Annotated in this window: 22 protein-coding genes and 1 pseudogene; 15 read left to right on the forward strand and 8 right to left on the reverse strand. The window is 68.0% G+C overall.

Going from position 1 to position 23,995, the window contains the following annotated elements:
* Positions 1-11: 11 nt before the first annotated feature.
* A complete protein-coding gene (locus J0J01_RS23850; protein WP_296385274.1) occupies positions 12-755 on the forward strand; it encodes a fumarylacetoacetate hydrolase family protein in 744 nt (247 codons plus the stop codon).
* A 94-nt stretch (positions 756-849) separates the two neighbouring features.
* Here the strand turns inward: J0J01_RS23850 and J0J01_RS23855 are convergent, their stop codons facing one another.
* Positions 850-1,170 (reverse strand): hypothetical protein, encoded by a 321-nt coding sequence (locus J0J01_RS23855; protein WP_296385276.1) that lies wholly within the window; start codon positions 1,168-1,170, stop codon positions 850-852.
* 108 nt (positions 1,171-1,278) lie between these two features.
* On the opposite strand from J0J01_RS23855, the gene J0J01_RS23860 reads away from it, so the two are divergent.
* Complete coding sequence (locus J0J01_RS23860) at positions 1,279-2,706, forward strand: aminotransferase class V-fold PLP-dependent enzyme (protein WP_296385278.1); 1,428 nt, start codon at positions 1,279-1,281, stop codon at positions 2,704-2,706.
* Here J0J01_RS23860 and J0J01_RS23865 read toward each other — a convergent pair.
* The gene (locus J0J01_RS23865; protein ID WP_296385281.1) at positions 2,703-3,482 is read right to left on the reverse strand and encodes an enoyl-CoA hydratase/isomerase family protein; all 780 of its coding nucleotides are present in this window, start codon (positions 3,480-3,482) and stop codon (positions 2,703-2,705) included. The genes J0J01_RS23860 and J0J01_RS23865 overlap by 4 nt on opposite strands.
* 12 nt (positions 3,483-3,494) lie before the next feature.
* Here J0J01_RS23865 and J0J01_RS23870 point away from each other — a divergent pair, with 12 nt between their 5' ends.
* The gene (locus tag J0J01_RS23870) at positions 3,495-4,232 is read left to right on the forward strand and encodes a carbonic anhydrase (RefSeq protein ID WP_296385282.1); all 738 of its coding nucleotides are present in this window, start codon (positions 3,495-3,497) and stop codon (positions 4,230-4,232) included.
* 149 nt (positions 4,233-4,381) lie between these two features.
* Here J0J01_RS23870 and J0J01_RS23875 read toward each other — a convergent pair whose 3' ends face one another.
* Both J0J01_RS23875 and J0J01_RS23880 read right to left on the reverse strand, forming a co-directional pair.
* The gene (locus J0J01_RS23875) at positions 4,382-5,020 is read right to left on the reverse strand and encodes a PQQ-binding-like beta-propeller repeat protein (RefSeq protein ID WP_296385284.1); all 639 of its coding nucleotides are present in this window, start codon (positions 5,018-5,020) and stop codon (positions 4,382-4,384) included.
* 9 nt (positions 5,021-5,029) lie between these two features.
* Positions 5,030-6,250, reverse strand: coding sequence for a helix-turn-helix domain-containing protein (locus J0J01_RS23880; protein ID WP_296385287.1), 1,221 nt, complete (start codon positions 6,248-6,250; stop codon positions 5,030-5,032).
* Positions 6,251-6,337: 87 nt separating this feature from the next.
* Between J0J01_RS23880 and J0J01_RS23885 the strand changes: the two genes are divergently transcribed.
* Together J0J01_RS23885 and J0J01_RS23890 are read left to right on the forward strand one after the other, a co-directional pair.
* Complete coding sequence (locus tag J0J01_RS23885; protein ID WP_296385290.1) at positions 6,338-7,108, forward strand: thioredoxin family protein; 771 nt, start codon at positions 6,338-6,340, stop codon at positions 7,106-7,108.
* Entirely contained in the window at positions 7,075-7,854 is a 780-nt protein-coding gene (locus J0J01_RS23890) for a DUF2182 domain-containing protein (RefSeq protein ID WP_296385291.1), read from the forward strand. Before J0J01_RS23885 ends, J0J01_RS23890 begins: the two co-directional genes overlap by 34 nt.
* A gap of 327 nt (positions 7,855-8,181) precedes the next feature.
* Here the strand turns inward: J0J01_RS23890 and J0J01_RS23895 are convergent, their stop codons facing one another.
* Complete coding sequence (locus tag J0J01_RS23895; protein ID WP_296385293.1) at positions 8,182-9,372, reverse strand: aminotransferase class V-fold PLP-dependent enzyme; 1,191 nt, start codon at positions 9,370-9,372, stop codon at positions 8,182-8,184.
* A gap of 101 nt (positions 9,373-9,473) precedes the next feature.
* Here J0J01_RS23895 and J0J01_RS23900 point away from each other — a divergent pair, with 101 nt between their 5' ends.
* The 6 genes and pseudogenes from J0J01_RS23900 to J0J01_RS32755 all read left to right on the forward strand — a co-directional run.
* Entirely contained in the window at positions 9,474-10,862 is a 1,389-nt protein-coding gene (locus tag J0J01_RS23900) for an aminotransferase class III-fold pyridoxal phosphate-dependent enzyme (RefSeq protein WP_296385296.1), read from the forward strand.
* A gap of 43 nt (positions 10,863-10,905) precedes the next feature.
* Positions 10,906-11,904, forward strand: coding sequence for a TRAP transporter substrate-binding protein DctP (gene dctP, locus J0J01_RS23905; protein WP_296385297.1), 999 nt, complete (start codon positions 10,906-10,908; stop codon positions 11,902-11,904).
* Between the two features lie 145 nt (positions 11,905-12,049).
* Positions 12,050-12,541 (forward strand): TRAP transporter small permease, encoded by a 492-nt coding sequence (locus J0J01_RS23910; RefSeq protein ID WP_296385299.1) that lies wholly within the window; start codon positions 12,050-12,052, stop codon positions 12,539-12,541.
* Positions 12,538-13,842, forward strand: a complete 1,305-nt coding sequence (locus J0J01_RS23915; protein ID WP_296385301.1) for a TRAP transporter large permease — start codon at positions 12,538-12,540, stop codon at positions 13,840-13,842. Before J0J01_RS23910 ends, J0J01_RS23915 begins: the two co-directional genes overlap by 4 nt.
* Positions 13,839-14,738, forward strand: coding sequence for an isocitrate lyase/PEP mutase family protein (locus tag J0J01_RS23920; protein ID WP_296385304.1), 900 nt, complete (start codon positions 13,839-13,841; stop codon positions 14,736-14,738). Before J0J01_RS23915 ends, J0J01_RS23920 begins: the two co-directional genes overlap by 4 nt.
* Positions 14,708-15,562, forward strand: a pseudogene (locus J0J01_RS32755) (tripartite tricarboxylate transporter substrate-binding protein); the annotation flags it as partial. The gene J0J01_RS23920 and the pseudogene J0J01_RS32755, both read left to right, overlap by 31 nt.
* 132 nt (positions 15,563-15,694) lie before the next feature.
* Here J0J01_RS32755 and J0J01_RS23930 read toward each other — a convergent pair.
* Positions 15,695-16,090, reverse strand: a complete 396-nt coding sequence (locus J0J01_RS23930) for a RidA family protein (RefSeq protein ID WP_296385308.1) — start codon at positions 16,088-16,090, stop codon at positions 15,695-15,697.
* Positions 16,091-16,102: 12 nt separating this feature from the next.
* The gene (locus J0J01_RS23935) at positions 16,103-17,074 is read right to left on the reverse strand and encodes a tripartite tricarboxylate transporter substrate binding protein (protein WP_296385310.1); all 972 of its coding nucleotides are present in this window, start codon (positions 17,072-17,074) and stop codon (positions 16,103-16,105) included.
* Between the two features lie 20 nt (positions 17,075-17,094).
* On the opposite strand from J0J01_RS23935, the gene J0J01_RS23940 reads away from it, so the two are divergent.
* Positions 17,095-19,185 (forward strand): acetate--CoA ligase family protein, encoded by a 2,091-nt coding sequence (locus J0J01_RS23940; RefSeq protein ID WP_296385313.1) that lies wholly within the window; start codon positions 17,095-17,097, stop codon positions 19,183-19,185.
* 333 nt (positions 19,186-19,518) lie between these two features.
* On the opposite strand, the gene phhA is transcribed toward J0J01_RS23940, so the two are convergent.
* Positions 19,519-20,265 carry a phenylalanine 4-monooxygenase gene (phhA, locus tag J0J01_RS23945; protein WP_296385315.1) on the reverse strand — a complete coding sequence of 249 codons (747 nt, stop codon included), beginning with the start codon at positions 20,263-20,265 and terminating at the stop codon, positions 19,519-19,521.
* A 105-nt stretch (positions 20,266-20,370) separates the two neighbouring features.
* Between phhA and J0J01_RS23950 the strand changes: the two genes are divergently transcribed.
* The 3 genes from J0J01_RS23950 (at position 20,371) to J0J01_RS23960 (ending at position 23,944) form a co-directional block, all read left to right on the forward strand.
* Entirely contained in the window at positions 20,371-20,847 is a 477-nt protein-coding gene (locus J0J01_RS23950; RefSeq protein ID WP_296385317.1) for an Lrp/AsnC family transcriptional regulator, read from the forward strand.
* A 29-nt stretch (positions 20,848-20,876) separates the two neighbouring features.
* Positions 20,877-22,049, forward strand: coding sequence for a M20 aminoacylase family protein (locus J0J01_RS23955; protein WP_296385319.1), 1,173 nt, complete (start codon positions 20,877-20,879; stop codon positions 22,047-22,049).
* Between the two features lie 134 nt (positions 22,050-22,183).
* Positions 22,184-23,944, forward strand: a complete 1,761-nt coding sequence (locus J0J01_RS23960) for a glucan ABC transporter ATP-binding protein/ permease (protein ID WP_296385321.1) — start codon at positions 22,184-22,186, stop codon at positions 23,942-23,944.
* The last annotated feature ends 51 nt before the right edge of the window (positions 23,945-23,995 follow it).

A 23,995-nucleotide genomic window follows, 5' to 3' on the forward strand; every position in this document is an offset into this window, starting at 1 on the left:
CGGAGCTTACCATGAGCGTCGACATCTCTCAGGCGGTGCAGCAGCTCTTGGAGGCGCGCCGTTCCGGCGTGCAGGTCAAGCCGCCCTTCCCGCTTCCGGACCGCGCCGCGGTCTATGCCATCCAGGACGGCGTCGCCCAGGCGACCGGCCCGGTCGCGGGCTGGAAGGTCGGCGCCCGCACGCCGACCGCCGAGCCCAACCCGGCGCCGCTGCTGGCCGGCGCGCTGATGCCGTCGCCCGCTACCTTCGACGGCAAGGCGATGCACATGATCGGCGTCGAGATCGAGATCTCCTTCCACGTCGTCAAGGACATCGCCGCCCGCAGTGCTCCGGTGCCGCGCGACGAGGCGCTGGCGGCGGTGGGCGATGCCTTCGTCGGCATGGAGGTGGTCGACACCCGGCTGGCCGACGTCAAGTCGGCCGATCCCGAATGGCTGCTGGCCGACAACCAGATGAACCACGCGCTGGTGGTCGGCTCCTCGATCAAGGATTGGAAGAACCTCGACTGGGCCAACCTCCAGGTGAAGCTCACGATCGACGGCAGGACGGAGGTCGAGCAGAAGGGCGGCCTCGGCGCGGTCGATCCGGTGCGGCCGCTCGCCTGGATGATCGACCACGCCGTCCGCCAGCGCGGCGGCATCCGCAAAGGCCAGGCGATCACCACCGGTTCGTGGACCGGCCTGCGCTACTACCCGCCGGGCACGCGGGCGCGCGGCGAGTTCGCGGGCCTGGGCAGCGTCGAAGCGCGGTTCTAATAGTTGTAGATTGAATCGACGTAGGGCCAACCCATCGGATAGCCGTCGGCCCACAGCGTCCAGTTCCAGTTGGCCATAGTCATGTCCGAGGCGATCATTGCTGCTCGTCTGCGATCCGCTTGTCGAGACGGCGGGCCTGGTAGGCGCCGTAGGCCTTCTGGCCGCCGACATAGGGGCAGACGCAGATCGTCGGGTCGGCATAGACATAGAGCACCTTGTCGCCCCTGACCTCGCGCACGAACTTGTGCGGCGGCAGGCGCCGGAACGCCTCCTGGCGCGCCGGCGTGTTGGCCGGCACGAACTTGAAGCCCGACGCGGCCAGCATGTCCTCCTTGTTCATCACGGCTTTCGATCCGTCGGTGCACGCGGTCGCCGCGAGGCAGAGGCTTGCGGCTAGGATCGATCCGAAGCGCATCGTGTCTCCCACTGTGATTCGCGGCCATCCTGCCACGACACCTGACAACACCTGACCATTCGGCGACGACCGAAACAACCGATACCCCATCGGGGGCATTGCATCGCCATGACCCAAGTCCTCGACCGCGCGGCGGCGCACGCCACCGCCTTCCTCGATTCCCTGTCGTCGCGGCCGATCGCGGCGACGGCGACCATCGCCGAGCTGCAAGACCGGCTCGGCAAGCCCTTGCCCGAGGCCGGCCAGCCGGCGGAGGCCGTGATCGACGAGCTGGTGCGTGATTGCGAGGGCGGCCTGATGGGCTCGGGCAGCGGCCGCTTCTTCGGCTGGGTGATCGGCGGTACCTTGCCGGTCGCGCTGGCGGCCGACTGGCTGACCTCGGCGTGGGATCAGAACGCCGCCTCCAATCTCACCGCGCCGGCCGAGGCGGTGGTCGAGCAGGTCTGCGGCGACTGGGCCAAGGAGATGTTCGGCCTGCCGAAATCGGCCTCCTTCGCCTTCGTCACCGGCTGCCAGATGGCGCACACGACGGCGCTGGCCGCGGCGCGCCACAAGCTGCTGCGCGATAGAGGCTGGGATGTTGAGGCCAGGGGCCTCTCCGGTGCGCCGCCGCTGCGCATCCTGACGACCGAGAACCGCCACGAATCGATCTTGCGCTCGGCGCGGCTGCTCGGCGTCGGCACCGACGCCATCGTCCAGGTGCGTGCCGACAATTCCGGCCGCATCGAGCTGCGCGCGCTCGAGGAGGCGCTCAGCCGCACCGACGACCCCACCGTGGTCTGCCTGCAGGCAGGCGACCTCAACACCGGCGTGTTCGATCCCTTCGAGCCGGCGTGCCACTTCGCCCATGGAGCGAAGGCCTGGGTGCATGTCGACGGCGCGTTCGGCCTGTGGGCCGCGGTCAGCGATCGGCATCGCCGCCTTCTCGCCGGTGTGCAGCTTGCCGATTCGTGGGCGACCGACGGCCACAAGTGGCTGAACCTGCCGTTCGATTCAGGGCTGGTGTTCGTGGCCGATGCCGCGGCGCATCGCGCTTCCTTCGCCCAGGACACGAGCTACTCCGTACCGACCGAGCAGGTGCGCAACCAGAAGGACTGGAATCCCGAATGGTCGCGCCGCGGCCGCGGATTCCCGTTCTATGCGGCGGTACGCGCGCTCGGCCGCGCCGGTATCGGCGCGATGATCGATCGCTGCTGCGCCCATGCCGAGCGCCTGGTGCGGGAGATCGGCCAACTCGACGGCGCCCAGATCGTGGCGCCGCCGGTCATCAATCAGGGGCTGGTGCGCTTTCTCAGCCGCGACGGCAACCATGACGCTTTCACCGACAAGATGATCCGCCGCGTCCAGGACGACGGCGTGGCGTGGTTCGGCGGCGTCAGCTGGAGCGGCATGCGGGTGATGCGCATCTCGGTGTGCAACTGGCTGACCTCGGACGACGATATCGACCGCACCGTCGCCAGCGTGCGCAAGGTGCTGGCGGGCGAACGCAATCTTTCTCCTCTCCCCCTAGCGGGGGAGAGGAATATGAAAGACTAACGCCCGGTCCACTTCGGCGGGCGCTTCTCCAGGAACGCGGTCATGCCCTCGCGGAAGTCGGCGCTGCCGTAGGTGTGGCGGATCAGGTCGTCGATGTTCTCGTCGGCGATCTTCGCCTGCAGGCGGCGCATCGCCTCCTTGGTGGCCTGCATCGTGATCGGGGCGTGGCCGGCCAGGGTCTCGGCGATCTCCTGCGCGCGGGCATGCAGCGCCGCGGTGTCAGGCAACACCTCCATCACCAGCCCGGCCTGCAGCGCCTTCTGCGCGTCGACCATCCGGGCCAGCAGCAGCATCTCCTTGACCGTCTGCGGCCCGACCAGCGCCGCGAGCCGCGCGTAGTTCGACATCGACAGGCAGTTGCCGAGCGTGCGCGCGATCGGCACGCCGAACTGCGCGTTGGCCGCCGCCAGCCGGAAGTCGCAGGCGCCGGCGATGGCGATGCCGCCACCGGTGCAGAAGCCCGACACCGCGGCGATGGTCGGCACGGGGCAGCGCTCGATGATCTCCAGCGTGGCGTCCATCTTGGTCTCGTAGGCGATGCCGTCCTCGCCTGATTTGAAGTCCTTGAACTGGGCGATGTCGGTGCCGGCCGCGAAGGCCTTGTCGCCGGCGCCGGTGACCACGATCACCTTGGCCTCGCGGGTCTTTTCAATCCGCCCGCAGATTTCGGCCAGGCCCTGATACATGGCGAAAGTCAGCGCATTCCGGGCCTGCGGCCGGTTGAAGGTGACCCAGGCGACATCGCCGCGCTTGTCGTAGAGCAATTCTTCAGTCATTGCAGACACACCATGGCATTGGATCGGCTCCTCAAAGGCTTCGCGGACTTCCGCCTGGGCTACTACCGCGAGCATCTCGACCTGTTCGAGAAGCTCGCGACCGAGGGCCAGTCGCCCAAGATCCTGATCATCGGCTGCGCCGACGCCCGCGTCGATCCCGGCATCCTGACGCAGACCCAGCCCGGCGACATCTTCACCGTGCGCAACATCGCCGCCATGGTGCCGCCGGCGCAGATCCCGCCCGACCAGGCGCAGCACGGCACCTCGGCCGCCATCGAGTACGCCGTGCGCGGCCTCGAGGTCGAGCATGTGGTGATCCTGGGCCACGCGCTGTGCGGCGGCATCGCCGCCCTGGTCGACGGCTCGGCCAGCGCCGCGGCGGGCTACGACTACCTCACGACCTGGATCTCCGTGGCCCGCAACGTACGCGACGTCGCGGTGAACGATCTGGCCGGCCGCTCGCGCGAGGAGATCGTGCGCGCCGTCGAGCAGGCCTCGGTGGTCAACAGCGTCGCCAACCTGATGGGCTTCCCGTGGATCGCCGAACGCGTGCGCGCCGGCAAGCTGGTGCTGCACGCCTGGTGGTTCAACCTGACCGAAGGCCAGCTTTACGCCTTCAATCCCGACACGGCGGTGTTCGACGCGGTGAAGGGCATCGAGGTGACGCCGACGGTGCGGCAGGGCACCAAGCTCTCCACCATCAAGCCCGAGCGGCTGCTGCTGGCGCTCGCCAACAAGCCGGCCTTCTGAGCGCACGCAACCCTCCCCATTCATATGGGGAGGTGTCGGCGTAGTCGCCGACGGAGGGGTCATGAGCCCCAGCGAGCCTGTTGCTCATGACCCCTCCGTCGCGGAATACCGCGACACCTCCCCATATGAATGGAGAGGAATGCGATGCTCTAAGCCGCGCGCCGCGGTCGTCGCACGGCGCGCACCTTGCCGCTGCCGCCGCCGCCGCAATAGAAACGGTCGTCGTCGGCTTCGAGGCCCGACAGGCCCATGCCCGGCGGCATCTTGAGGCTCTCCTGCACGGCGCCGGTCTGCGGATCGACGCGTCGGATCTCGCACTCGTCATTCTCCCAGGTGCCGTGCCACAGCTCGCCGTCGTTCCAGGTGACGCCGGTCACGAACCGGTTGGACTCGATGGTGCGCAGGATCGTGCCCGTCTCGGGATCGATCTGATGGATCTTGCGCGCCCGGTACTCGCCGACCCAGAGCGTGCCCTCGGCCCAGGCGAGGCCCGAATCGCCACCCTTGCCGGGCGACGGGATGGTGGCCAGCACCTGGCCGGACTTGGGGTCGATCTTCTGGATGCGGCTCTCGCTGATCTGGAACAGGTGGCGGCCGTCGAAGGCAGTGCCGGCATGCGCCGGCACGTCGAGCGAGCGCACCGTCTTGCCGCTCGCCGGATCGAGGGCATTCAGCCGGTCGCCGCAGGCGAGCCAGACATGCTGGCCGTCGAAGGTCACTCCGCCCACCTGGTCGACGCCAGGAAAGGGGCCGTACTCGCGAAGGATTTCTGCAGGTGTGGTTTTCATGCTCCCAACCTAGCCAGTCGGCAGGGCGGTCGGGAGTAACAAGGTCGTCGTGAATCCCGGCACCGGCGGCGTCATCCAGCGCCGCGCCCGGGCGTGGCCGAAGGCCTGCACCTTGCCGGCCGCCGCCAGCGATTCGAGCGCCCGCTGCACGTTGCGCTGGCTGGCGCCGAGCGCCAGGGCGAGCGCCGAGCTCGACCACGCTTCGCCGTCGGCGAGCAGCGCCAGCACGTCGGCATGCTTCTCCTCCATCGGCCGCGCCAGCACCACGACGTCGCGGGCGCGGCGCGGCGTCAGCGCGAAACCGCGCTCGGTCGCGCTGACCTCGGCCAGCGGCCGCAGCATCGCGCGCAGCCGCCCGATCTCGACCCTGAGCCGCGCGCGATGCGACTCGTCGGCGACCCTGGCGCCGAACGCCTGCGTCAGCAGCGTGGCGCGCGAGGCATCGCCCGGCCAGGCTTCGGCGAGCGTCCGGGCCAGCGCGAACAGTACCGGCCGGCGGGCGAGCGCCACCGTCGCGCGCGGATCGCGCACGACGTTACGGCAGGCATCGACCACCAGCGCCTTGGAGGCCTGCAGCGCCTCGACGTCGTCGAGCCACATCTGGCGCTCCCCGCCGCGCGCGATCAGCCGCGCCGCCGGCGTGTCGAGCACGCGCAGCGCGCTCTCGACCTCGGCCGTCAGCGCTGGAATGCCGGCCCGCTCGGCCGCGCGTCCGGCCCGCGCGACGGCGACGCGCGCGGCGCCCGCCTTCAGCCGGCGCATGGCGATGCCCGCGCGCACTAGCTCGCGAACGGCCTCCAGGGCCGGCGGCAGGGGCGCCGGATCGGCCTCCGCCAGCAGGCGGTCGGCCTCGTCGAGCTGGCCGATCAGCAGCAGGCGGCGGATCGCTAGCGAGCGGGCTTGCGCGGCGTTCACCCGGTCGCCGTGCCGCTCGAGCGTCGCGCGCGCCGCGTCGAGCGTCTTGGCCGGCCAGCCGAGGTCCCGGCTGACCAGGGCGATCTCGGCCTCGGCGACGACGCAGCGCGCCCGCGACACCGCCTCGTGCGGGCCGAAGGCGCGCGCCGCCCGCCGCACCAGCGCCTTGGCGCGGTCGAGATCGCCGAGCTGGGCCATGGCGATGCCACGCAGGGCCAGCGCCGGCGCATCGTCGCGCAGCGCGATCCGGTTCAGCGCGCCGAGCGGATCACCCGCTGCGAGCGCGCGTGCAGCTGCCGTGATCAGCGAGTCCATGCGAATCCCGCCACACTTGTCACTCCCACCGGTCGAGGGGTCGTCGCCAATCTATATCGCACGACATCCACTCAAGGAGTGAAGCAAATGACCAAGCATCTGACGGGAACCCGCGAGGAATGGCTGGCAGCGCGACTGAAGCTGCTCGCGGCGGAGAAGGAGCTGACCCGGCGCAGTGACCAGGTGGCCGAGCAGCGCCAGGCCTTACCGTGGGTTCGCGTCGACAAGGCGTACCGGTTCGAGACCGACCAGGGCAGCGCGACGCTGGCCGACCTGTTCGCCGGACGCTCGCAGCTCCTCGTCTATCATTTCATGTTCGGACCCGACTACAAGGCGGGCTGCCCGTCCTGCTCGATGATCGCCGACGGGTTCGACGGCTCCGTCGTTCACCTCGCCAACCACGACGTCACGCTGATGGCTGTGTCGCGCGCGCCGCTCAGCAAGCTGCAGGCCTACAAGAAGCGCATGGGCTGGTCGTTCCCCTGGGTGTCGTCGGCCAGCGGCGACTTCAACTTCGACTTCAACGTCGCGTTCACCGAGCAGCAGCAGCGCGACGGCAGCATCGAATACAACTACGCGCGCGGCGGCCATGCGATGGACGCGACCACGCAATTCCCCGAGCCGGTCGTGCAGTTCGCGACGACCTGCGGGACCGACGCGCTCACCTACACGCGCGACCGGCCCGGGCTGAGCGCCTTCGTGGTCGAGGACGGCGCCGTCTATCACACCTATTCGGGCTACGCGCGCGGCGTGGACAGCCTGTGGGGCGCCTACCAGTGGCTCGACCGCGCGCCGCTGGGCCGCAACGAGGCGGGCGGCGTCTGGTGGCGCCGCCACGACGAATACGCCCAGCGCTGACCACCATGGCCTGCGTTGCGACAAAGGGCGAGGAGGGCGAGCGCACCTTCCTCGCCGTCTCGGCGGTCGGCTTCGTCGCCAGCGCGGCCGCGACGATCGGCATGGCGACGACCGGCATGCCGATCTGCGGCGGCGGGACGATGATGTTGCGGCCAAGCACCGCCGCCTCCTTCCTCGGCATGTGGCTGATGATGATGACGGCAATGATGCTGCCCTCGCTTGTGCCCATGCTGCGCCGCTATCGACAGGCCGTCGGTGGGACCGGCGCGCCGATCGACCGGCTGACCGGGCTGGTCGCTGCGGGCTATTTCTGCGCCTGGACCGGGGTCGGACTGGCCGTCTTTGCGCTTGACGCGGTGCTGCCGCCGGCGCGGCCGTATGCCGGCGCGGTCGTCCTGATCGCGGGCCTCCTGCAGTTCACCGCCTGGAAGCGGCGCGCGCTCGCGGGCTGCCGCGAGCGGCCGGGTCGGTTGGCGGGGGATGCCGATGCGGCGTGGCGGCACGGCCTGCATCTCGGCGTCCATTGCGTCGGCAGCTCCGCCGGCCTGACGGCGATCCTGCTCGTCGTCGGGATGATGGATCTGGCGGTGATGGCGGCCGTGACGGCCGCCATCACGGCGGAACGTCTCGCGCCGGCAGGGTTGCGCATCGCGCGATCGATCGGCGTCGTCCTGGTCGGGAGTGGTTTGCTCCTGCTCGCGCGCGGTGCCGTTCTCATTCCACTCGCGGCGGGCCTGTGGATATGAGGTTGGCGGCGGTTCCATTATGGGCAATGGAACGCGATCGAAGGCCCGGATTCTGGGCCTCTTTCGCTCGGCCGATGCCCATAATAGGTGCCGCAGCGTGGGCGTGCTTATGTACGGCGCATGTGTGCGCACGACATCCCTGCGATCCGACGGAAAAACGGATCGCCTGACTTAAACGGTGAAAACCGTCGAAAACGGTCGCGGCTAGCGCATATTCCGTTCGGCTGGGATCAGCCGAACGGAATATGCCTGCTGCAACAACAATGCCCGTGCGCGCATTTCCGGGCAGATGGAACCGCGAGCGGTTCCATCTGCCCGGAAATCGCTCTAGCTGGCGAGCGACTGGATCGCCGCGTCGACGCCGCCCGGGGCGAACGGCACGCCGGCCGTCTTCATCGCGAGCTCGGTGGTGGCGAGGCAGCCCAGCAGCATCGGCTCGTTGAGGTCGCCGAGATGGCCGATGCGGAACACCTTGCCCATCAGCGGGCCCAGCCCGCCGCCGAGCGACAGGTTGAAGCGCTCGAGCGCGATCTTGCGCATGGCGTCCGAGGTGTGGCCTTCGGGCATCAGCACGGTGGTCACCGAGTTGGAGAGCCGCTCCTCGGTCTGGCCGTAGAGCGTCGGGCCGTTGCCCTTGGCGCCCCAGGCGCGGACGGCGGCGCGGGTCGCCTCGCCGAGACGGGCGTGGCGAGAGAACACGCCTTCCAACGTCTCCTCCTCGATCATCTTGATCGACTCGGTCAGGCCGAAGAAGAAGTGGACCGGCACGGTGCCGATGAAGCGCTGCGGCTTGCGCTGCTCCATCAGCTCCCAGTTGAAGTAGTACTTGGGCAGCTTGGCCTTGCGCGAGGCCTCGAGCGCCTTCTTGCTGACGCCGGTGATCGCCATGCCGGTCGGCAGCATCAGGCCCTTCTGGCTGCCGGCGATGGTGACGTCGATGCCCCAGGCATCCATCTTGTATTCCATGCTGCCGAGCGAGGAGATGGTGTCGCTGAGCAGCAGCGCCGGGTGCTTGGTCTGGTCCATCGCGCGGCGGACCTCGGCGAGTGGCAGCACCATGCCGGTGGCGGTCTCGTTGTGCACGGCGAGCACGGCCTTGATCTCGTGCCCCTTGTCGGCGGCGAGGCGCTCGGAGAGCTTCGCGAACTCCAGGCCCTTGCGCCAGTCGGCGCCGACGACCTCGACCTTCAGCCCGAGCGTCTCGGCGAGCTCCTTGAAGCCCAGCGAGAAGTAGCCGGTCTCGATCACCAACACGAGGTCGCCGGGCGAGAACAGGTTGGCGACCGCCGCTTCCCAGGCGCCGTGGCCGGTCGAGGCGTGGAAGTAGACTTCCTGGTCGGTCTTGAAGATGCGCTTCATGCCGGCGTAGCAGGCACGGTGCATCTCGAGGAACTCCGGCGCGAGGAAGTCCATCACCGGACGGTCCATCGCCCGCAGGATGCGGTCGGGAATGTTGGTCGGACCCGGATTGTTGAAGAACTGGCGGCCGCGGGGCTTGGTATTCACTTGACCGGTCAAGGCAGGCTCCGAAGTGCGAAAAGTCGCGCCGTGATTAGCCGCCAGCCCTTGGCGGCGCAAGCGAGCCTTGCGATGCTTCGGCATTACTTATGTGAGGGCAAATGAGCACCCCCCCGACCAATTCAGCGATCGTTACGGACTACAAGGCGCGGACCCAGGGGTCGGGTGCGCTGTTTGAGCGCGCCCGCAAGGTACTGCCGAGCGGCATCACGCACGATGCGCGCTATCTCGACCCCTATTCGATCCACGTCGCCAAGGCCCGGGGCCCGCGCAAGTGGGACGTCGACGGCAACGAGTATGTCGACTATTTCGGCGGCCACGGCGCCATGTTGCTCGGCCATTCGCACCCGGCCGTGATCGAGGCGGTGCAGAAGCAGATGGAGCTGGGCACCCACTACGGCTCGAGCCACGAGCTCGAGGTGCGCTGGGCCGAGCTGGTCTGCGAGCTGACGCCGTGCGCCGAGAAGGTGCGGTTCACCGCCTCCGGCACCGAGGCCTCGCACATGGCGATCCGGCTGGCCCGCGCCTACACCGGCAAGGACAAGATCGTCCGCTTCATCGGCCACTTCCACGGCTGGCACGACAACGTGACGGCGGGCGCCGGCGCCACCTATGACGGCGGCACCACGCCGGGCGTGCCGCAGGATGTCAGCGCGCTCTCGATCGTGATGCCGAGCGACAACGTCGCCGCGGTCGTGAAGCTGATCGAGGAGCGCGACGACATCGCCGCCGTGATGTTCGAGCCGTCGGGCGCGTCGTGGGGCCAGGCGCCCTTGCCGCCGGGCTTCATCCAGGCGGTGCGCGACGCCACGGCGAAGAAGGGCGTCATCATGCTGATGGACGAGGTGATCACCGGCTATCGCTGGTCGTCGGGCGGCGCGCAGAAGGCGTTCGACATCACGCCCGACCTCTGCATCCAGGCCAAGATCGTGGCCGGCGGCCTGCCGGGCGGCGCGGTGGCGGGCAAGCGCGACATCCTCGACCGCATCGATCACGACGCCACGGCGGCCAAGAAGATCGAGCGTATCCTCCATCCCGGCACCTACAACGCCAACCCCTTGTCCGCCGCCGCGGCGGTGACGGCGCTCACGCTGGTGCGCGACGAGGACCTCGCCGAGAAGGCCAACAAGACGGCGGCCGAGCTGCGCAAGGCGCTGACCGAGGTGCTGGTGAAGGAGGGCGTGCCGTGGGGTATCTACGGCCAGAGCTCGACCTTCCTGATCTATCCCAATCCGTTCGGCGATCCGATCGATCCCGCGACCTTCGATCCGCTGAAGGTGCCGTTCGCCAAGCTCAAGGGCGCGCGCGGCGCCGGCCCGCTCACCGGCAAGATCCGCATGGGCCTGATGACCCACGGCGTCGATGTGATGGGCGCGCCCGGCGGCTTCGTCTCCGCGACCCATGGCGGCGCCGAGATCGAGAAGACGGTCCACGCGCTGCGCGAAACTGTGCGTGCGCTCAAGGCCGAGCGGGAAGTGAAGGCGGCGTAGGAGACGATTAAGCTCGCCGCGCCAGATATCGGGGGAGAACGCCATGATCAGGATCACGCGTCGTCATGCGCTCGCAAGTCTTGCGGCAGGATCGCTCGCCGCACCGGCGGTGGTGCGCGCACAATCGCCGACGACCTGGATCGTCTACACCTATGTGCCGGCGGCGACCCTGGCGCCGGCCCGCGTGTTCCAGGAGATCGTCGAGCGCGTGGCCAAGGAGACCAACGGCGGGCTGGTGCTGAAATACCATCTCGGCGGCGCGCTCACGATCAAGGGCACCGACATCACCACCGCGGTCGGTGACAACGTCATCCAGATCGGCGACGACGGCATGCAGCAGGGCAACGTGCCGATCACCGGCATCCTGCGGCTGCCGATGTTGATCACCAGCACGGCCGAGCTCGACAAGGCCATCGCGGTGATGAAGCCGTACGTCGACAAGGCTTACGACAAGCGTGGCGCGACGGTGCTCGCGACCTATTACTTCCCGCTGCAGTTCGCCTGGTCGACCAAGAAGCTCGCCTCGCTCGACGATTTCAAGGGCCAGAAGATCCGGGCGACGTCGCCCGAGCAGATCGAGTTCCTGAAGCGCTTCGGCGCCAACGGCCTCACCATCAGCGGCGCCGAGGTGCCGTCTGCGCTGGAGCGCGGCGTGGTCGACGGCGTGCTGACGGCGCAGGCCGGCGGCGGCAAGGTCTGGAAGGACCTGCTCAAGTCCAATTTCGATCTCGGCCTCAACTTCTTCGAGGCCAACATCGCGGTGAACAAGGAAGCCTACGCCAAGCTGCCGGCGGCGCAGCGCGAGGTGCTGACCAAGGCGATCGTCGAGCTGGCGCCGAAGATGACCAAGCTGTTGTTCGAGGAGGAGAGCCAGGAAAAGGCCAAGGGTCAGGCCGAAGGCATCGTCCAGACCGCCGCCACCGCGGCCGACTACAAGCGCGGTGCCGAGCGGATGGCGAGCTATTGGGACGAATGGGCCAAGCGCAACGGCGCGGAAGCCCAGGAAGCGCTCAAGAAGGTCCGCGAGGTGCTGGGCCGGTGAGCACGCTCAGGCATTCCTCCCTATTCACATGGAGAGGTGGCCGCGTCTTCGCGGTCGGAGGGGTCATGGGCCCCAGACGTGATGGGGCTCATGACCCCTCCGTCGCGGGTTACCGCGCCACCTCCCCATTTGAATGGGGAGGAATATGAGCTCCGCCGGCAGCCGGCCCTTCACCCTGATCGAACGCCTCAGCCTCTGGCTGTCGGGCTTCTGCATGATCGGCATGATCGTGCTCATCCTGGCCGAGGTGGTGTTGCGCGGCGCGTTCAACAGCACGACCGAGCATTCCGACGAGCTGGTCGGCTACCTGCTGGTCGGCGTGTCCTTCTTCAGCCTGGCGCTGTGCCAGGGGCAGGGTGCGTTCCACAGGGTCGAGATGGTGCAGGCGCGGCTCGGCCCGCGCGGCAAGGCCCTGTCGGCGCTGCTCTTCGACCTGCTGTCGCTGGGCTACGTCGCGCTCACCGGCTGGTACTTCCTGCAGTTCGTCATGAGCTCCTGGCGCCGCGAGGCGCAGGCCAGCACCGTGCTGGCGACGCCGCTCTGGATCCCGGAGACGGTGATGGTCGTCGGCGCGGTCATGCTGCTCGTCATGCTGGCGAGGGCGGTGGTCGACGATGTCCGGAGGCTCGCATCATGAGCGACGGGCTCGAAGTCGTCCTCGTCATGGTCCTGTTCCTCGGCCTGCTGGCCGCGGGCATGGCCATTCCCTTCGCGATCGGCGTGCCGGCCATCGTCTATCTGCTGCTGCACGGCGGCATCCCGGCGCTGAAGGGCATCGGCCTGATGAGCTGGGGCTCGATGAACAACCGGTCGCTCAGCGCGATCCCGTTGTTCATCCTGATGGCCGAGATCATGCAGCGATCGGGCCTCAGTTACCGAATATATCGAGGGCTATCGAAGCTGGTGAGCCCGATCCCGGGCGGCTTGCTGCAGACCAACATCGCGGGCTGCGCCATGTTCGCCGCGATCTCCGGTTCGTCGGTCGCCACCGCGGCGGCGATCGGCACGGTGGCGCTGCCGCAGCTCACCCAGCGCGGCTACCACCGCCGCCTCGCGGCAGGCTCGCTCGCCGCCGGCGGCACGCTCGGCATCCTGGTGCCGCCGTCGATCGCGCTGATCGTCTACGGCACCTTCACCGAAACGTCGGTCTCCAAGCTGTTCATGGCCGGTATCGTGCCGGGCATCGTGCTGACGGCGATGTTCATGACCTACATCCTGGTGCACGCGCTGCTCAGGCCCGAGATCGCACCGCGCGAGCGTGGACCGCAGACCATGGCTGAGTTCGTGACGGCGGTGGGCGACCTGCTGCCCTTCGCTGTCGTCATCGGCGGCACCCTGGGCAGCCTCTATACCGGCTGGGCGACGCCGACCGAGGCGGCGGCCATCGGCTGCGTCACGGCGACGGCCGTCTCGGCGCTCTGGGGCAAGCTCACCCTCGCCAGCCTGCGCGAGGCGATGGTCTCGGCCGTCAAGATCAGCGGCAACATCCTGCTGATCGTCTACACCGCCTTCGTCTTCTCCTATGCCATCAGCGTGGCGGGCGTCGGCGAGTCGCTGACGACCTGGCTGGTCGGGCTGAAGCTCGCGCGGCTGGAGTTCTTCGGCGCGCTGTTCGTGCTCTACACGATCCTCGGCTGCCTGGTCGAAAGCCTGGGCATGATCGTGATCACCGTGCCGCTGCTCTATCCGGTGCTGCTGAAATACGGCATCGATCCGGTGTGGTTCGGCATCATCCTGGTGCTGTTCATCGAGCTCGGCCAGATCTCGCCGCCGATCGGCATCAACCTGTTCGTCATCCAGAGCATTTGGGACGGCAAGATCGGCGACATCGTGCTCGGCACGATCCCGTTCCATCTCATCATGTTCCTGCTGCTGGCGATGCTGGTCTTCTGGCCGGAGATCGCGCTCTGGCTGCCGCATCATACGGGGTCCGCATGACCGACAAAGCCTATCCCACCGGCCTGCGCTCTACCCCGACGCGCCATCGCGCGCTGCGCCAGCGCATGGCGGCGCCCGGCATCGTCGTGGCGCCGGGTTGCTACGACTGCATCACCGCGCGGCTGGTCGAGGTGGCGGGCTTCGATGCCGCCTACATCACCGGCTCCGGCGTCTCGATGAGCGCGCTCGGCGCGCCCGACATGGGGGCGCTCAGCTTCGGCGAGATCCTCGACCGGGTGCGGCGGATCTGCGATGCGGTGTCGATCCCGATCATCGCCGACGCCGATACCGGCTACGGCGGGCCGCTCAACGTCATCCGCACCATGCGCGAGTTCGAGCGGGCAGGCGTCAGCGCCGTCCAGCTCGAGGACCAGGAATGGCCGAAGAAATGCGGCCACGAGCCCGGCCGCAAGGTCGCCTCCTCGACGGAGATGGAGCAGCGCATCAAGGCCGCCGCCGACGCCCGCATCGATGCCGACGTCATGATCGTGGCCCGCACCGATGCGATCGCCATCGAGGGCTACGAGGCGGCGCTGGAGCGCGCGGCGCGCTACCGCGAGGCCGGCGCCGACATCGCCTTCGTCGAGGCGCCGCAAAGCGAGGCCGAGCTCGCCGAGGTGCCGAAGCGCCTCGGCATGCCCTGCCTCGCCAACATGGTCGAGGGCGGCCGCACGCCCGTGCTGCCGTTCCCCAGGCTGGAGGCGATGGGCTTCAAGGTCGCGATCTACCCCAACTCGCTGACCCGGCTGTTCGCGCGGACGGGGCAGGACCTGCTCGGCTCGCTGAAGTCGAGCGGCGGCACGGCAGGCTTCGCCAACCAGATGCTCGATCACGGCCAGCTCTGGAGCCTGTTCGAGAACGAGAAATGGCAGGCGCTGGAGAAGCGCTTCCAGTGAACCGTGCGCTTGTCCTGCTCGCGGCGCTGCTGTCGCTGCTCGCAGGCGGGACGGCGCAGGCCGAGTACCCCGACAAGCCGGTGCGCGTCGTCGTGCCGTTCATCGCCGGCAGCGCGCCGGATGTGGCGGCGCGGCAGGCGGCGCAGCGGCTGACCGAGCGGCTCGGCCAGCAATTCATCGTCGAGAACAAGCCGGGCGCCGCCGGCAATATCGGCGCCGAGACGGCGTCGCGCGCGGCACCGGACGGCTACACGCTGCTGATGCTGACCAGCAGCCACGTGCAGAACAAGTTCCTCTACGGGAAGCTCAACTACGACGCCCAGAAGGACTTCGTGCCGATCACCATGCTGACGCGCATCCCGTCGCTGATGGTGGTGCCGCCGTCGTCGCCGGCCAAGTCGGTCGCCGAGCTCATCGCGCTCGCCAAGGCCAATCCCGGCAAGCTGAACTACGGTTCGGGCGGCGTCGGCAGCCTCGCCCACCTGTCGGCCGAGGCGTTCCGCTTCGCCGCCGGCATCGACTACATCCATGTCCCCTACAAGGGCGCGCCCGACATCGTGCTGGGCTTGCTCGGCGAGCAGATCCAGGTCGCCTTCCCGACCATGCCGACCGCTTTCCGTCCGGCGCAGCAGGGCAAGCTGCGCGCTTTGGCCGTCACCAGCGCCAAGCGCACCACGGTGATGCCCGAGGTGCCGACGCTGGTCGAAGAGATGCCCAACGGCTTCGCGCTCGACGCCTGGCTGTCGCTCGCCGCGCCGACCGGCACGCCGTCCGCCCTCCTCGATCGCCTCTACACGACATTGCGCGAGGCGCTGGACGACGAGGCGTTCCGCAAAGCGCTCGGCAAACGACGGCTCGGAGATCGTCATCAACAGCCCGAAGGACTTCGCCGTGCAGATCGTCGACGAAGCCGCTCGCGGCGAGGCGCTGATCAAGCGCGTCGGCGTAAAGCTCGACTAACGCGCGCCCTTGCCGATATGCGCGATCGCCTCGATCTCGACCAGGATTTCCGGTGTCGCCAGGGCGGCCACCTGCACCAGCGTCGAGGCCGGGAAGTTGCCTTTGAAGAACTCGGCGCGGGCCTTCCAGACCTTGGTGTTGTTCTTGATGTTGGTGACGTAGATCGTGACCTTGACCACGTCAGACATCTTGCCGCCAGCCGCCTCGACCATGCCTTTGATCTTGCCGAAGATCAGCTTGGCCTGCTCGTACTCGTCCAGCTTTCCGGGATCGTCCGCCCCGCGCACCGTCATGCCGGAGACGTAGGCGATGCCGTCGGACACCAGGCAGTTCGACCACCGCTCGGGCGGCGGCTCGGGGACATCGGGCGAGGTCACGCGGCGGATGGTCATGGTCTCCTCCTTTTATTCGCTCGGCTTGGCGCCGGACGCCTTCACGGCGGCGGTCGCTTTTTCCAACTCCGTCTTGACGAACTCGGTGTACTCGTCGGGCGTCTTGGTGCTCGATTCGGCGCCGATATCCTGCCAGCGCTTGATCACGGTAGGCTCCTTCAGAACGACCTGCATCTCCTTGGCCAGCCGCTCGACGATCGGCGCCGGCAGCTTGGCCGGACCCGAGAGTCCGAACCAGGAATAGGAGACGAGGTCGGAATAGCCCGATTCCTTCATCGTCGGCACGTCGGGGAAGCTCGGGTTGCGCTGCTCTCCGCTCACCACGAGCGCGCGCACCTTGCCGCCCCTGATGTGCGGCGCGGCCGACGGCAGCGAATCGAACATCGACGGCACGATGCCGGCGATCGTGTCCTGCATCGCCGGACCGGCGCCGCGATAGGGGACGTGCACCAGCTTGATGCCGGCCTTCAGCGCCAGCATCGTGCCCAGGATGTGGTTGCTCGAGCCCGGCCCCGAGGTCGCGAAGGCGAGCTTGTCCGGGTTGGCCTTGGCGTAGTCGACATACTCGGCCAGCGTCTTGGCCGGGAAGCCCGGGTTCACCACCAGCACGCTGGGATTGAACGAGGCGAGCGTGATGTGGGTGAAGTCCTTGACCGGATCGTAGTCGAGGTCGCCGTAGAGCGGCGGCGCGATGGCGAACGACGAGATGTTGGAGACCAGCAGCGTGTAGCCGTCGGGCGCCGCCTTGGCGACCTGCGAGGTGCCGATGCTGGCACCCTTGCCCGGCCGGTTCTCGACCACGATGTTCTGCCCGAGCCGTTGGCCGAGATACTCGGCGATGACGCGGCCGACCACGTCGGTCGAGCCGCCCGGCGCGTAGGGCACGACGAGCTTGATGGGTTTGCCGGGCCACGGCGCTTGCGCGAACGCCGGTGCGGCAAGGGTGGAAAGGGACGCGGCGAGAAGGGTACGACGGTACAACATGCGCCGAGTATACTCGCGTCATGAGCCTGTTCGACTCCCTGTTCCAGCCGAAACGCATCGCGCTGATCGGCGCTTCGTCTGACGAAAAGCGCACCACCTCGCGGCCGCAGCGCTTCCTGCAGAAGCACGGTTTCAGCGGCGAAATTCTGCCCGTCAATCCGGGCCGCGCCGAGATCTTCGGCATCAAGGCCTGGAAGTCGATCGACGACATCGCGGGCTGTATCGATCACGCCTACATATTGTTGAACGGCAAGGACGCGGTGTCGGCGCTCGCGGCCTGCGGAAAGCGCGGCGTGAAGGCAGCGTCGATCCTGGCGGGCGGTTTCGCCGATGCCGGTGCGGCCGGTGCCTCGCTGCAGGACGAGCTGGTGCAGATCGTGAAGGATACCGGCATCCGGCTGGTCGGCCCGAACAGCATCGGCACGGTCAGCACCGATCCGCCGATGGCGCTGACTGCCAATGCCGCTTTCGCCGTCGACAAGCTGCGCACGGGAAACTGGGGGCTGGTGAGCCAGAGCGGCAGCCTGATCGGCGCGCTGCTGTCGCGGGCGGATGCGCGCGGCATCGGCTTCTCGCGGCTGATCTCGGTCGGCAACGAGGTCGATCTCAAGGTCGGCGAGATCGCCGACCTGCTGGTCGACGATCCCAAGACCAGGGCGATCCTGCTGTTCATGGAGACCCTGCGCGACGGCGAGCGGCTGGCGCGGGCGGCGCGGCGGGCCCATGCGGCGGGCAAGCCGGTGGTGGCCTACAAGCTCGGCCGCTCCGACATCGGGCAGGAACTCGCGAGGTCGCACACCGGCGCGATCGCCGGCTCCGACGCGACCTTCGACGCGTTCTGCCGCCGCCACGGCATCGCGCGCGTCTCGATGTTCGAATCGCTGGTCGATGTGCCGGCGCTGCTGGTCGATCGGCCCCCCTCATCCAACAAAGGGGCGACCGGCAAGCGCGTTGCCGTTGCCACGACGACCGGTGGCGGCGCGGCGATGGTGGTCGACAACATGGCTGTCGCCGGTCTCGACATCGCGGGTCCGCCGCAGGAGCTGGTCGACTGGCTGAAGCCGCTCGGCATCGCGGCCGGCGAGGGCAAGCTGGTCGACCTCACCCTCGCCGGGGCCAAACCCGAGATCGTATCGGGCACGATCGAGCGGCTGCTGGCCGACGACAACAACGATGCGGCGATCTTCGTCGTCGGCTCGTCGGCGCAGTTCAATCCCGAGCTCGCGGTCGAGCCCTTGTTGAAGTTCGCGAACTCGAAGAAGCCGTTCGCCGTGTCGCTGACGCCCGCGGCCGAGAAGTCGCTGGCGTTGCTGACGGCCGCCGGCGTGCCGGCCTTCCGGCATCCCGAATCGTGCGCCGAGGCAATGGCGCTCTGCCTGTTGCGGCCGACACCGCAACAGGAGCCCAAGCTGTCGGAGCCATCGATCGCCGCACGCGACGCACTGGAGGCCGGCCGTTCGTCGGGCTTCGACGAGCGCCGGGCGACAGCATTGTTCGCCGCGCTGGGCGTGCCGGCGGCGAAGTCGATGAGCGTGCCGGATGTGCGGCGCGTGACGGCGGCGGTCGAGGAGGTCGGCGCGCCGGTCGCGCTCAAGATCCTGTCGGCCGACATCGCTCACAAGACGGAGGCGGGTGGCGTGGCGCTCGGCCTGCCGGACGGCCAGACCGCGGCGGTTGCGGCGCGCGAGATGGAGAAGCGGGTGACGGCGTATGCGCCGAAGGCCAAGCTCGACGGTTTCCTGGTCCAGAAGATGGAGCGCGGGCTGGCCGAGGTGATCCTGGGCTTCCGCCGCGATCCGCTGGTCGGCCCGACGATCACCGTCGGCCTGGGCGGCGTGCTGGCGGAAATCTACAAGGACGCGGCGACGCGGCTCGCGCCCGTCGACGAGACCGAAGCGATGCAGATGATCGGGGAGGTGAAGGGGCTGGCGACAATTCGCGGTTACCGCAATTTGCCGAAAGGCGATGTCGCGGCGCTGGCGCGGGTAATTTCGGCCTTTTCCGCATTGGCGCATTCGGCGTTCGGCGATGTGTCGGAGGCGGAGATCAATCCGCTGCTGGTGAAGAGCGACGGCGTCGTCGCCGTCGATGGGCTGGTGGTGCTCCGCTAGACTAGGGTCCGTTCTTCTTTTCCGTCGAAAAGAAAGTCTGCTGCGGCCGAAGCGGCGATTTGCGGGCAGATGCGCGGTCATCGGCCCGAGCGGCACGGCATGGGGCACTTCCGGCCCGGTCATCATGGGCAATGGAACGCTGTTCGACGCCGATGAAGGGCCGCTTTTTCTCGCGGCCATTGCCCATAATGGGAGTCTGGCGCGTCGTGGTGCAGGGTGGCACCCATGACGATGCCCACCTCGCGCGAATTGGCGGCAATTGGCGCTGCTGCGCTACCCCCGTGCCGTGCCGCTGGCGAGTTGGCGCAGTTTGCGAGGTTTGCGCTACCCCCTCTAGGCGACGCGGGTTTCGGCGGCTTCGAAGAGCTGGCGGAAGTCGTCGAGCACGAAGTAGGTGTTCTGCAGCCTGTCGATCTCGTAGGGGCGGCGCATCACCTTGGCCGCCTCGAACGGCAGGCGCTCGACCTCGCCGTCGATCGCGTGCCGCACTTCCTTCGCGGAGGAGAGGATGCCGGCACCGTAGATCTTGAGGCCCTGCTTGGTGCGGATCAGCCCGAACTCGACGGTGTACCAGTAGAGTCGGGCGAGGAGGTCGATGTGCGCGCCGGCGTCCATCGCGCGCTGGCCGTAGCGCTGCATGTAGTCGGCGAACACCGGATTGCCGAGCAGCGGCACGTGGCCGAAGAAGTCGTGGAACAGGTCGGGCTCGACCAGGTAATCGAGCTCGGAGCGCTCGCGGATCCACACCGTTACGGGAAATCGGCGGTGGGCGAGATGGTCGTAGAACACCGCGTCGGGAATCAGGCCCGGCACGCCGACGACCTTCCAGCCGGTCAGTGGTTCGAGCCTGGCGTTCACCGCATCGAAATCGGGAATGGTGTTACCGATACCGAGGGTTTCGAGGCCCTGCACGAACTCGGCGCAGGCGAACTGTCGGGCGAGCACGGTCTGGCGCTCGACCAGCAGGCGCCACACGGCCTGGTCTTCGGCCGAATAGGCGTCGGGCTGCGGCACGGTCCAGTCGGCGGCCTTCAGGGTGTAGTCGCCGCGCAGGCCGGTCACGGGGGTAAGGGTATCCATGACCGGAATATGGGTCCGGACCCCCGAGGGAATCCCGGCGAAGTTGCAGGCTCGGAGGTCAATATTTGGTGATAAGCTCCAGAAACAGGACCGTTTGGAGGGAAAATGACTACGCTCGATGAAATCGACAGGAAGATCATCGCGGCGCTGCAGGCCGAGGGGCGGCTGGCGACCGTCGACCTCGCGGACAAGGTCGGGCTGTCCGCGACGCCGTGCCAGCGGCGGGTGAAGCGGCTGGAGGAGGAGGGCTTGATCACGCGTTATGCCGCGCTGGTCGCGCCGGCGGCGATGGGTTTCGGTCTGCAGGCGCTGGTCGAGGTGACGCTCGAGGATCATTCGGAGAAGACAGTCGAGGCCTTCGAGGCGGCGATCCGCGCCCGCGCCGAAGTGGTGGCCTGCTATGCGGTGACGGGCGACATGGATTTCCTGCTCCATGTCTTCGCCACCGATCTCAACAGCTTCAGCGACTTCGCGCTCAAGGCGCTGTTGCGCATGCCGGGCGTAAAAGGCACGCGCTCGTCCTTCATCATGCAGGCGGTGAAGAGCGATCTCGCATGGGCGCCGTCTCCGCGGCTAAAGTAGCGCCCGCCGTTCTCACAGCCGGAGTCGTCATGCCAGTCCTGCCGCGTGCCCTCGAGATCCAGGGCGAGATCACCGCCATCCGTCGCGACATCCACGCCCATCCCGAGCTCGCCTACGAGGAGACGCGGACCTCCGACATCGTCGCCGCCAGGCTCCAGGAATGGGGCCTCGAGGTCACGCGCGGCCTGGGAAAGACCGGTCTGGTCGGAACCCTGCGCAAGGGCAACTCGTTGAAGGCCATCGGATTGCGAGCCGATATGGACTGCCTGCCGATGGACGAGAGGAACGATTTCGAGCACCGCTCGCAGAATCCGGGCCGCATGCATGCCTGCGGCCATGACGGTCACACCGCCATGCTGCTCGGCGCCGCCAAGGTGCTGAGCGAGAAGAAGGACTTCGAGGGCGCCGTCCACTTCATCTTCCAGCCGGCCGAAGAGGGCGGCGGCGGCGGCAAGGCGATGATCGAGGACGGCCTGTTCGAGAAATTCCCCTGCGACGCGGTCTACGCGATCCACAACAAGCCGGGCGTGCCGCTCGGCCACATCGTCTCGCGCCCCGGCCCGCTTCTCGCGGCGGCCGACCGCTGGGACATCCGCATCACCGGCAAGGGCGGCCACGCCGCGCACCCGCACACCACGCTCGATCCGATGGTGGTCGGCGCCTCGATCGTGATGTCGCTGCAGACCATCGTCAGCCGCAACATCGATCCGCAGGACGCGACCGTCGTGACCGTCGGCTTTTTCAAGGCGGGCTCGGCCTACAACGTGATCCCGGGCGAGGCCCATATCGGCGGGACCACCCGCACCACGACGCCGGAGAACCGCAAGCTCGCGCAGAAGCGCATCAAGGAGATCTGCGACGGCGCCGCCCAGATGTACGGCGTGCAGATCGAGGTCGAGCACCGGCCGGGCTACCCGCCGACGGTGAACAACGCCGAGAAGACCAAGTTCGCGATCGAAGTGGCGGCCGACGTGTGCGGCGCCAACAACGTGCGCGACAACGTCAAGCCGAGCATGGGTGCCGAGGACTTCTCCTACATGCTGGAGAAGGTACCGGGCGCCATGGTGATGCTGGGCAACGGCGGCAGCGAGGCGATCAACCTCCACAATCCGCGCTACGACTTCAACGACATGGCGATCCCGTTCGGCATCAGCTTCTTCGTGAAGACGGTCGAGCGTTTCCTCGGCAAGCAGGCGGGATAGTCGTGGCGGTCGCTCGCGCACCGTGTCATCCCGAGCGGAGCGAGGGACCCTTGGCCAGCGTCGATCGAAGATCCCTCGCTTCGCTCGGGATGACACCGGACTCGGGATGACACCAAGCTCGGGGTGACACGGACATGGAGTTCTTCCGCGTCTACGGTCGGGTCCTCGGGCTGCTGCGCGACGAGCGCAAGCTGGCGATCACGCTCGCTTTCGCCAACGTCGCGGTCGCGGCGCTGCAGTTCTACGAGCCGGTGCTGCTCGGCCGCGTCGTCGACCTGCTGTCGAACGCGCAAGGGCGGAGCACCGCCGATATCTGGTCGGACGCCAAGCACCTGCTGGTGATCTGGGCGGTCGTCGGCATCGGCGGCATCGTCGCCAACATCGTCGTGTCGCTGCAGGCCGACCGCATGGCGCACCGCCGCCGGCTGGGCGCCATGGCGACCTATTTCGAGCACGTGCTGATGCTGCCGTTCGCCTTCCACAACGCGCAGCACTCCGGCCGGCTGCTCAAGATCATGCTGACCGGCGTCGACCACCTGTTCGGCATCTGGCTGAGCTTCTTCCGCGAGAACCTCGCGACCTTCGTCGCGCTGTTCATCATGCTGCCGCTCAGCATCTTCATGAACTGGCAGCTCGCGGCGCTGCTGATCGTGCTGATCGTCTTCTTTGCCATCGCCAATGCCTTCGTGGTCGGCAAGACCGACCGGCTGCAGGCCCAGGTCGAGGAGTACCACAGCGAGCTCGCCGGCCGGGCCGGCGATGCGCTGGGTAATATCCACCTGATCCAGAGCTTCGTCCGGCTGGGCGCCGAGGCCGGCGCCATCCAGCAGATCATCCGCCGCACGCTCGAGGCTCAGTATCCGGTGCTGAACTGGTGGGCGCTGCTCTCGGTGCTGACGCGTGCCGCCTCGACCGTCACCGTGATCCTGATCTTCGTGCTCGGCACCTGGCTGTTCACCCACGGCCAGGCGACGGCGGGCGAGATCGTGAGCTTCATGGGCTTCGCCACCATGCTGATCGGCCGCATGGACCAGGCCTCGGGCTTCGTCAGCCGCATCTTCTTCCAGATGCCGGCGCTGGCGGATTTCTTTCGCGTCCTCGACCACCAGTCGACCGTGATCGACAAGCCCAACGGCAAGGACATCGGCCGCGCCAAGGGCGACGTCGACTTCGAGGACGTGAGCTTCTCCTACGACGGCCTGCGCCCGGCGCTGGCGCACTTCGACCTGCATGTGCCGGCGGGCACGACGGTCGCCTTCGTCGGCCCGACCGGCGCCGGCAAGAGCACGGCGCTATCGCTGCTGCATCGGATGTGGGACCCGCAGTCGGGCACCATCCGGGTCGACGGCATCGACCATCGCGACATCAGGCTCGCCTCGCTGCGCCGCAACATCGGCGTGGTGTTCCAGGATTCGACGATGTTCTACCGCTCGATCGCCGACAACCTCCGGATCGGCAAGCCCGACGCCACCCAGGCCGAGCTCGAGACTGCGGCCAGGCTCGCCGAGGCGCACGATTTCATCGTGAGCCAGCCGCACGGCTACGAGACCCTGGTCGGCGAGCGCGGCACCACCCTGTCCGGCGGCGAGCGCCAGCGGCTCGCGATCGCCCGGGCGCTGCTCAAGAATCCGCCGATCCTGATCCTCGACGAGGCGACCAGCGCGCTCGACGCCGTCACCGAGGCGCGCATCCAGAAGGCGCTCAAGGCGCTGATGGCCGGCCGCACCACCTTCGTGATCGCCCATCGGCTGTCGACCATCCGCGACGCCGAGCAGGTGGTGGTGCTGGAGCACGGCAAGCTCGCCGAGCACGGCAGCTACGCCGAGCTGACCGCCAAGGGCGGCGTGTTCGCCAACCTCGTGGCGACGCAAAGGGCTGGCATAGAATCTGCCTGATATCCCCTTGGCGGGACCGCCGGGTCCGCCTAAGAGAGCCTAGCAGGGACA

It is taken from the genome of Reyranella sp., assembly GCF_017305915.1.
GTDB lineage: Bacteria > Pseudomonadota > Alphaproteobacteria > Reyranellales > Reyranellaceae > Reyranella.

What these genes read in the sequence shown, in the direction of transcription:
- J0J01_RS23850 (WP_296385274.1), top strand. Translation starts at nt 12, where the DNA reads ATGAGCGTCGACATCTCTCAGGCGGTGCAGCAGCTCTTGGAGGCGCGC.
- J0J01_RS23855 (WP_296385276.1), bottom strand. Translation starts at nt 1,170, where the DNA reads ATGCGCTTCGGATCGATCCTAGCCGCAAGCCTCTGCCTCGCGGCGACC.
- J0J01_RS23860 (WP_296385278.1), top strand. Translation starts at nt 1,279, where the DNA reads ATGACCCAAGTCCTCGACCGCGCGGCGGCGCACGCCACCGCCTTCCTC.
- J0J01_RS23865 (WP_296385281.1), bottom strand. Translation starts at nt 3,482, where the DNA reads ATGACTGAAGAATTGCTCTACGACAAGCGCGGCGATGTCGCCTGGGTC.
- J0J01_RS23870 (WP_296385282.1), top strand. Translation starts at nt 3,495, where the DNA reads ATGGCATTGGATCGGCTCCTCAAAGGCTTCGCGGACTTCCGCCTGGGC.
- J0J01_RS23875 (WP_296385284.1), bottom strand. Translation starts at nt 5,020, where the DNA reads ATGAAAACCACACCTGCAGAAATCCTTCGCGAGTACGGCCCCTTTCCT.
- J0J01_RS23880 (WP_296385287.1), bottom strand. Translation starts at nt 6,250, where the DNA reads ATGGACTCGCTGATCACGGCAGCTGCACGCGCGCTCGCAGCGGGTGAT.
- J0J01_RS23885 (WP_296385290.1), top strand. Translation starts at nt 6,338, where the DNA reads ATGACCAAGCATCTGACGGGAACCCGCGAGGAATGGCTGGCAGCGCGA.
- J0J01_RS23900 (WP_296385296.1), top strand. Translation starts at nt 9,474, where the DNA reads ATGAGCACCCCCCCGACCAATTCAGCGATCGTTACGGACTACAAGGCG.
- dctP (WP_296385297.1), top strand. Translation starts at nt 10,906, where the DNA reads ATGATCAGGATCACGCGTCGTCATGCGCTCGCAAGTCTTGCGGCAGGA.
- J0J01_RS23910 (WP_296385299.1), top strand. Translation starts at nt 12,050, where the DNA reads ATGAGCTCCGCCGGCAGCCGGCCCTTCACCCTGATCGAACGCCTCAGC.
- J0J01_RS23915 (WP_296385301.1), top strand. Translation starts at nt 12,538, where the DNA reads ATGAGCGACGGGCTCGAAGTCGTCCTCGTCATGGTCCTGTTCCTCGGC.
- J0J01_RS23920 (WP_296385304.1), top strand. Translation starts at nt 13,839, where the DNA reads ATGACCGACAAAGCCTATCCCACCGGCCTGCGCTCTACCCCGACGCGC.
- J0J01_RS23930 (WP_296385308.1), bottom strand. Translation starts at nt 16,090, where the DNA reads ATGACCATCCGCCGCGTGACCTCGCCCGATGTCCCCGAGCCGCCGCCC.
- J0J01_RS23935 (WP_296385310.1), bottom strand. Translation starts at nt 17,074, where the DNA reads ATGTTGTACCGTCGTACCCTTCTCGCCGCGTCCCTTTCCACCCTTGCC.
- J0J01_RS23940 (WP_296385313.1), top strand. Translation starts at nt 17,095, where the DNA reads ATGAGCCTGTTCGACTCCCTGTTCCAGCCGAAACGCATCGCGCTGATC.
- phhA (WP_296385315.1), bottom strand. Translation starts at nt 20,265, where the DNA reads ATGGATACCCTTACCCCCGTGACCGGCCTGCGCGGCGACTACACCCTG.
- J0J01_RS23950 (WP_296385317.1), top strand. Translation starts at nt 20,371, where the DNA reads ATGACTACGCTCGATGAAATCGACAGGAAGATCATCGCGGCGCTGCAG.
- J0J01_RS23955 (WP_296385319.1), top strand. Translation starts at nt 20,877, where the DNA reads ATGCCAGTCCTGCCGCGTGCCCTCGAGATCCAGGGCGAGATCACCGCC.
- J0J01_RS23960 (WP_296385321.1), top strand. Translation starts at nt 22,184, where the DNA reads ATGGAGTTCTTCCGCGTCTACGGTCGGGTCCTCGGGCTGCTGCGCGAC.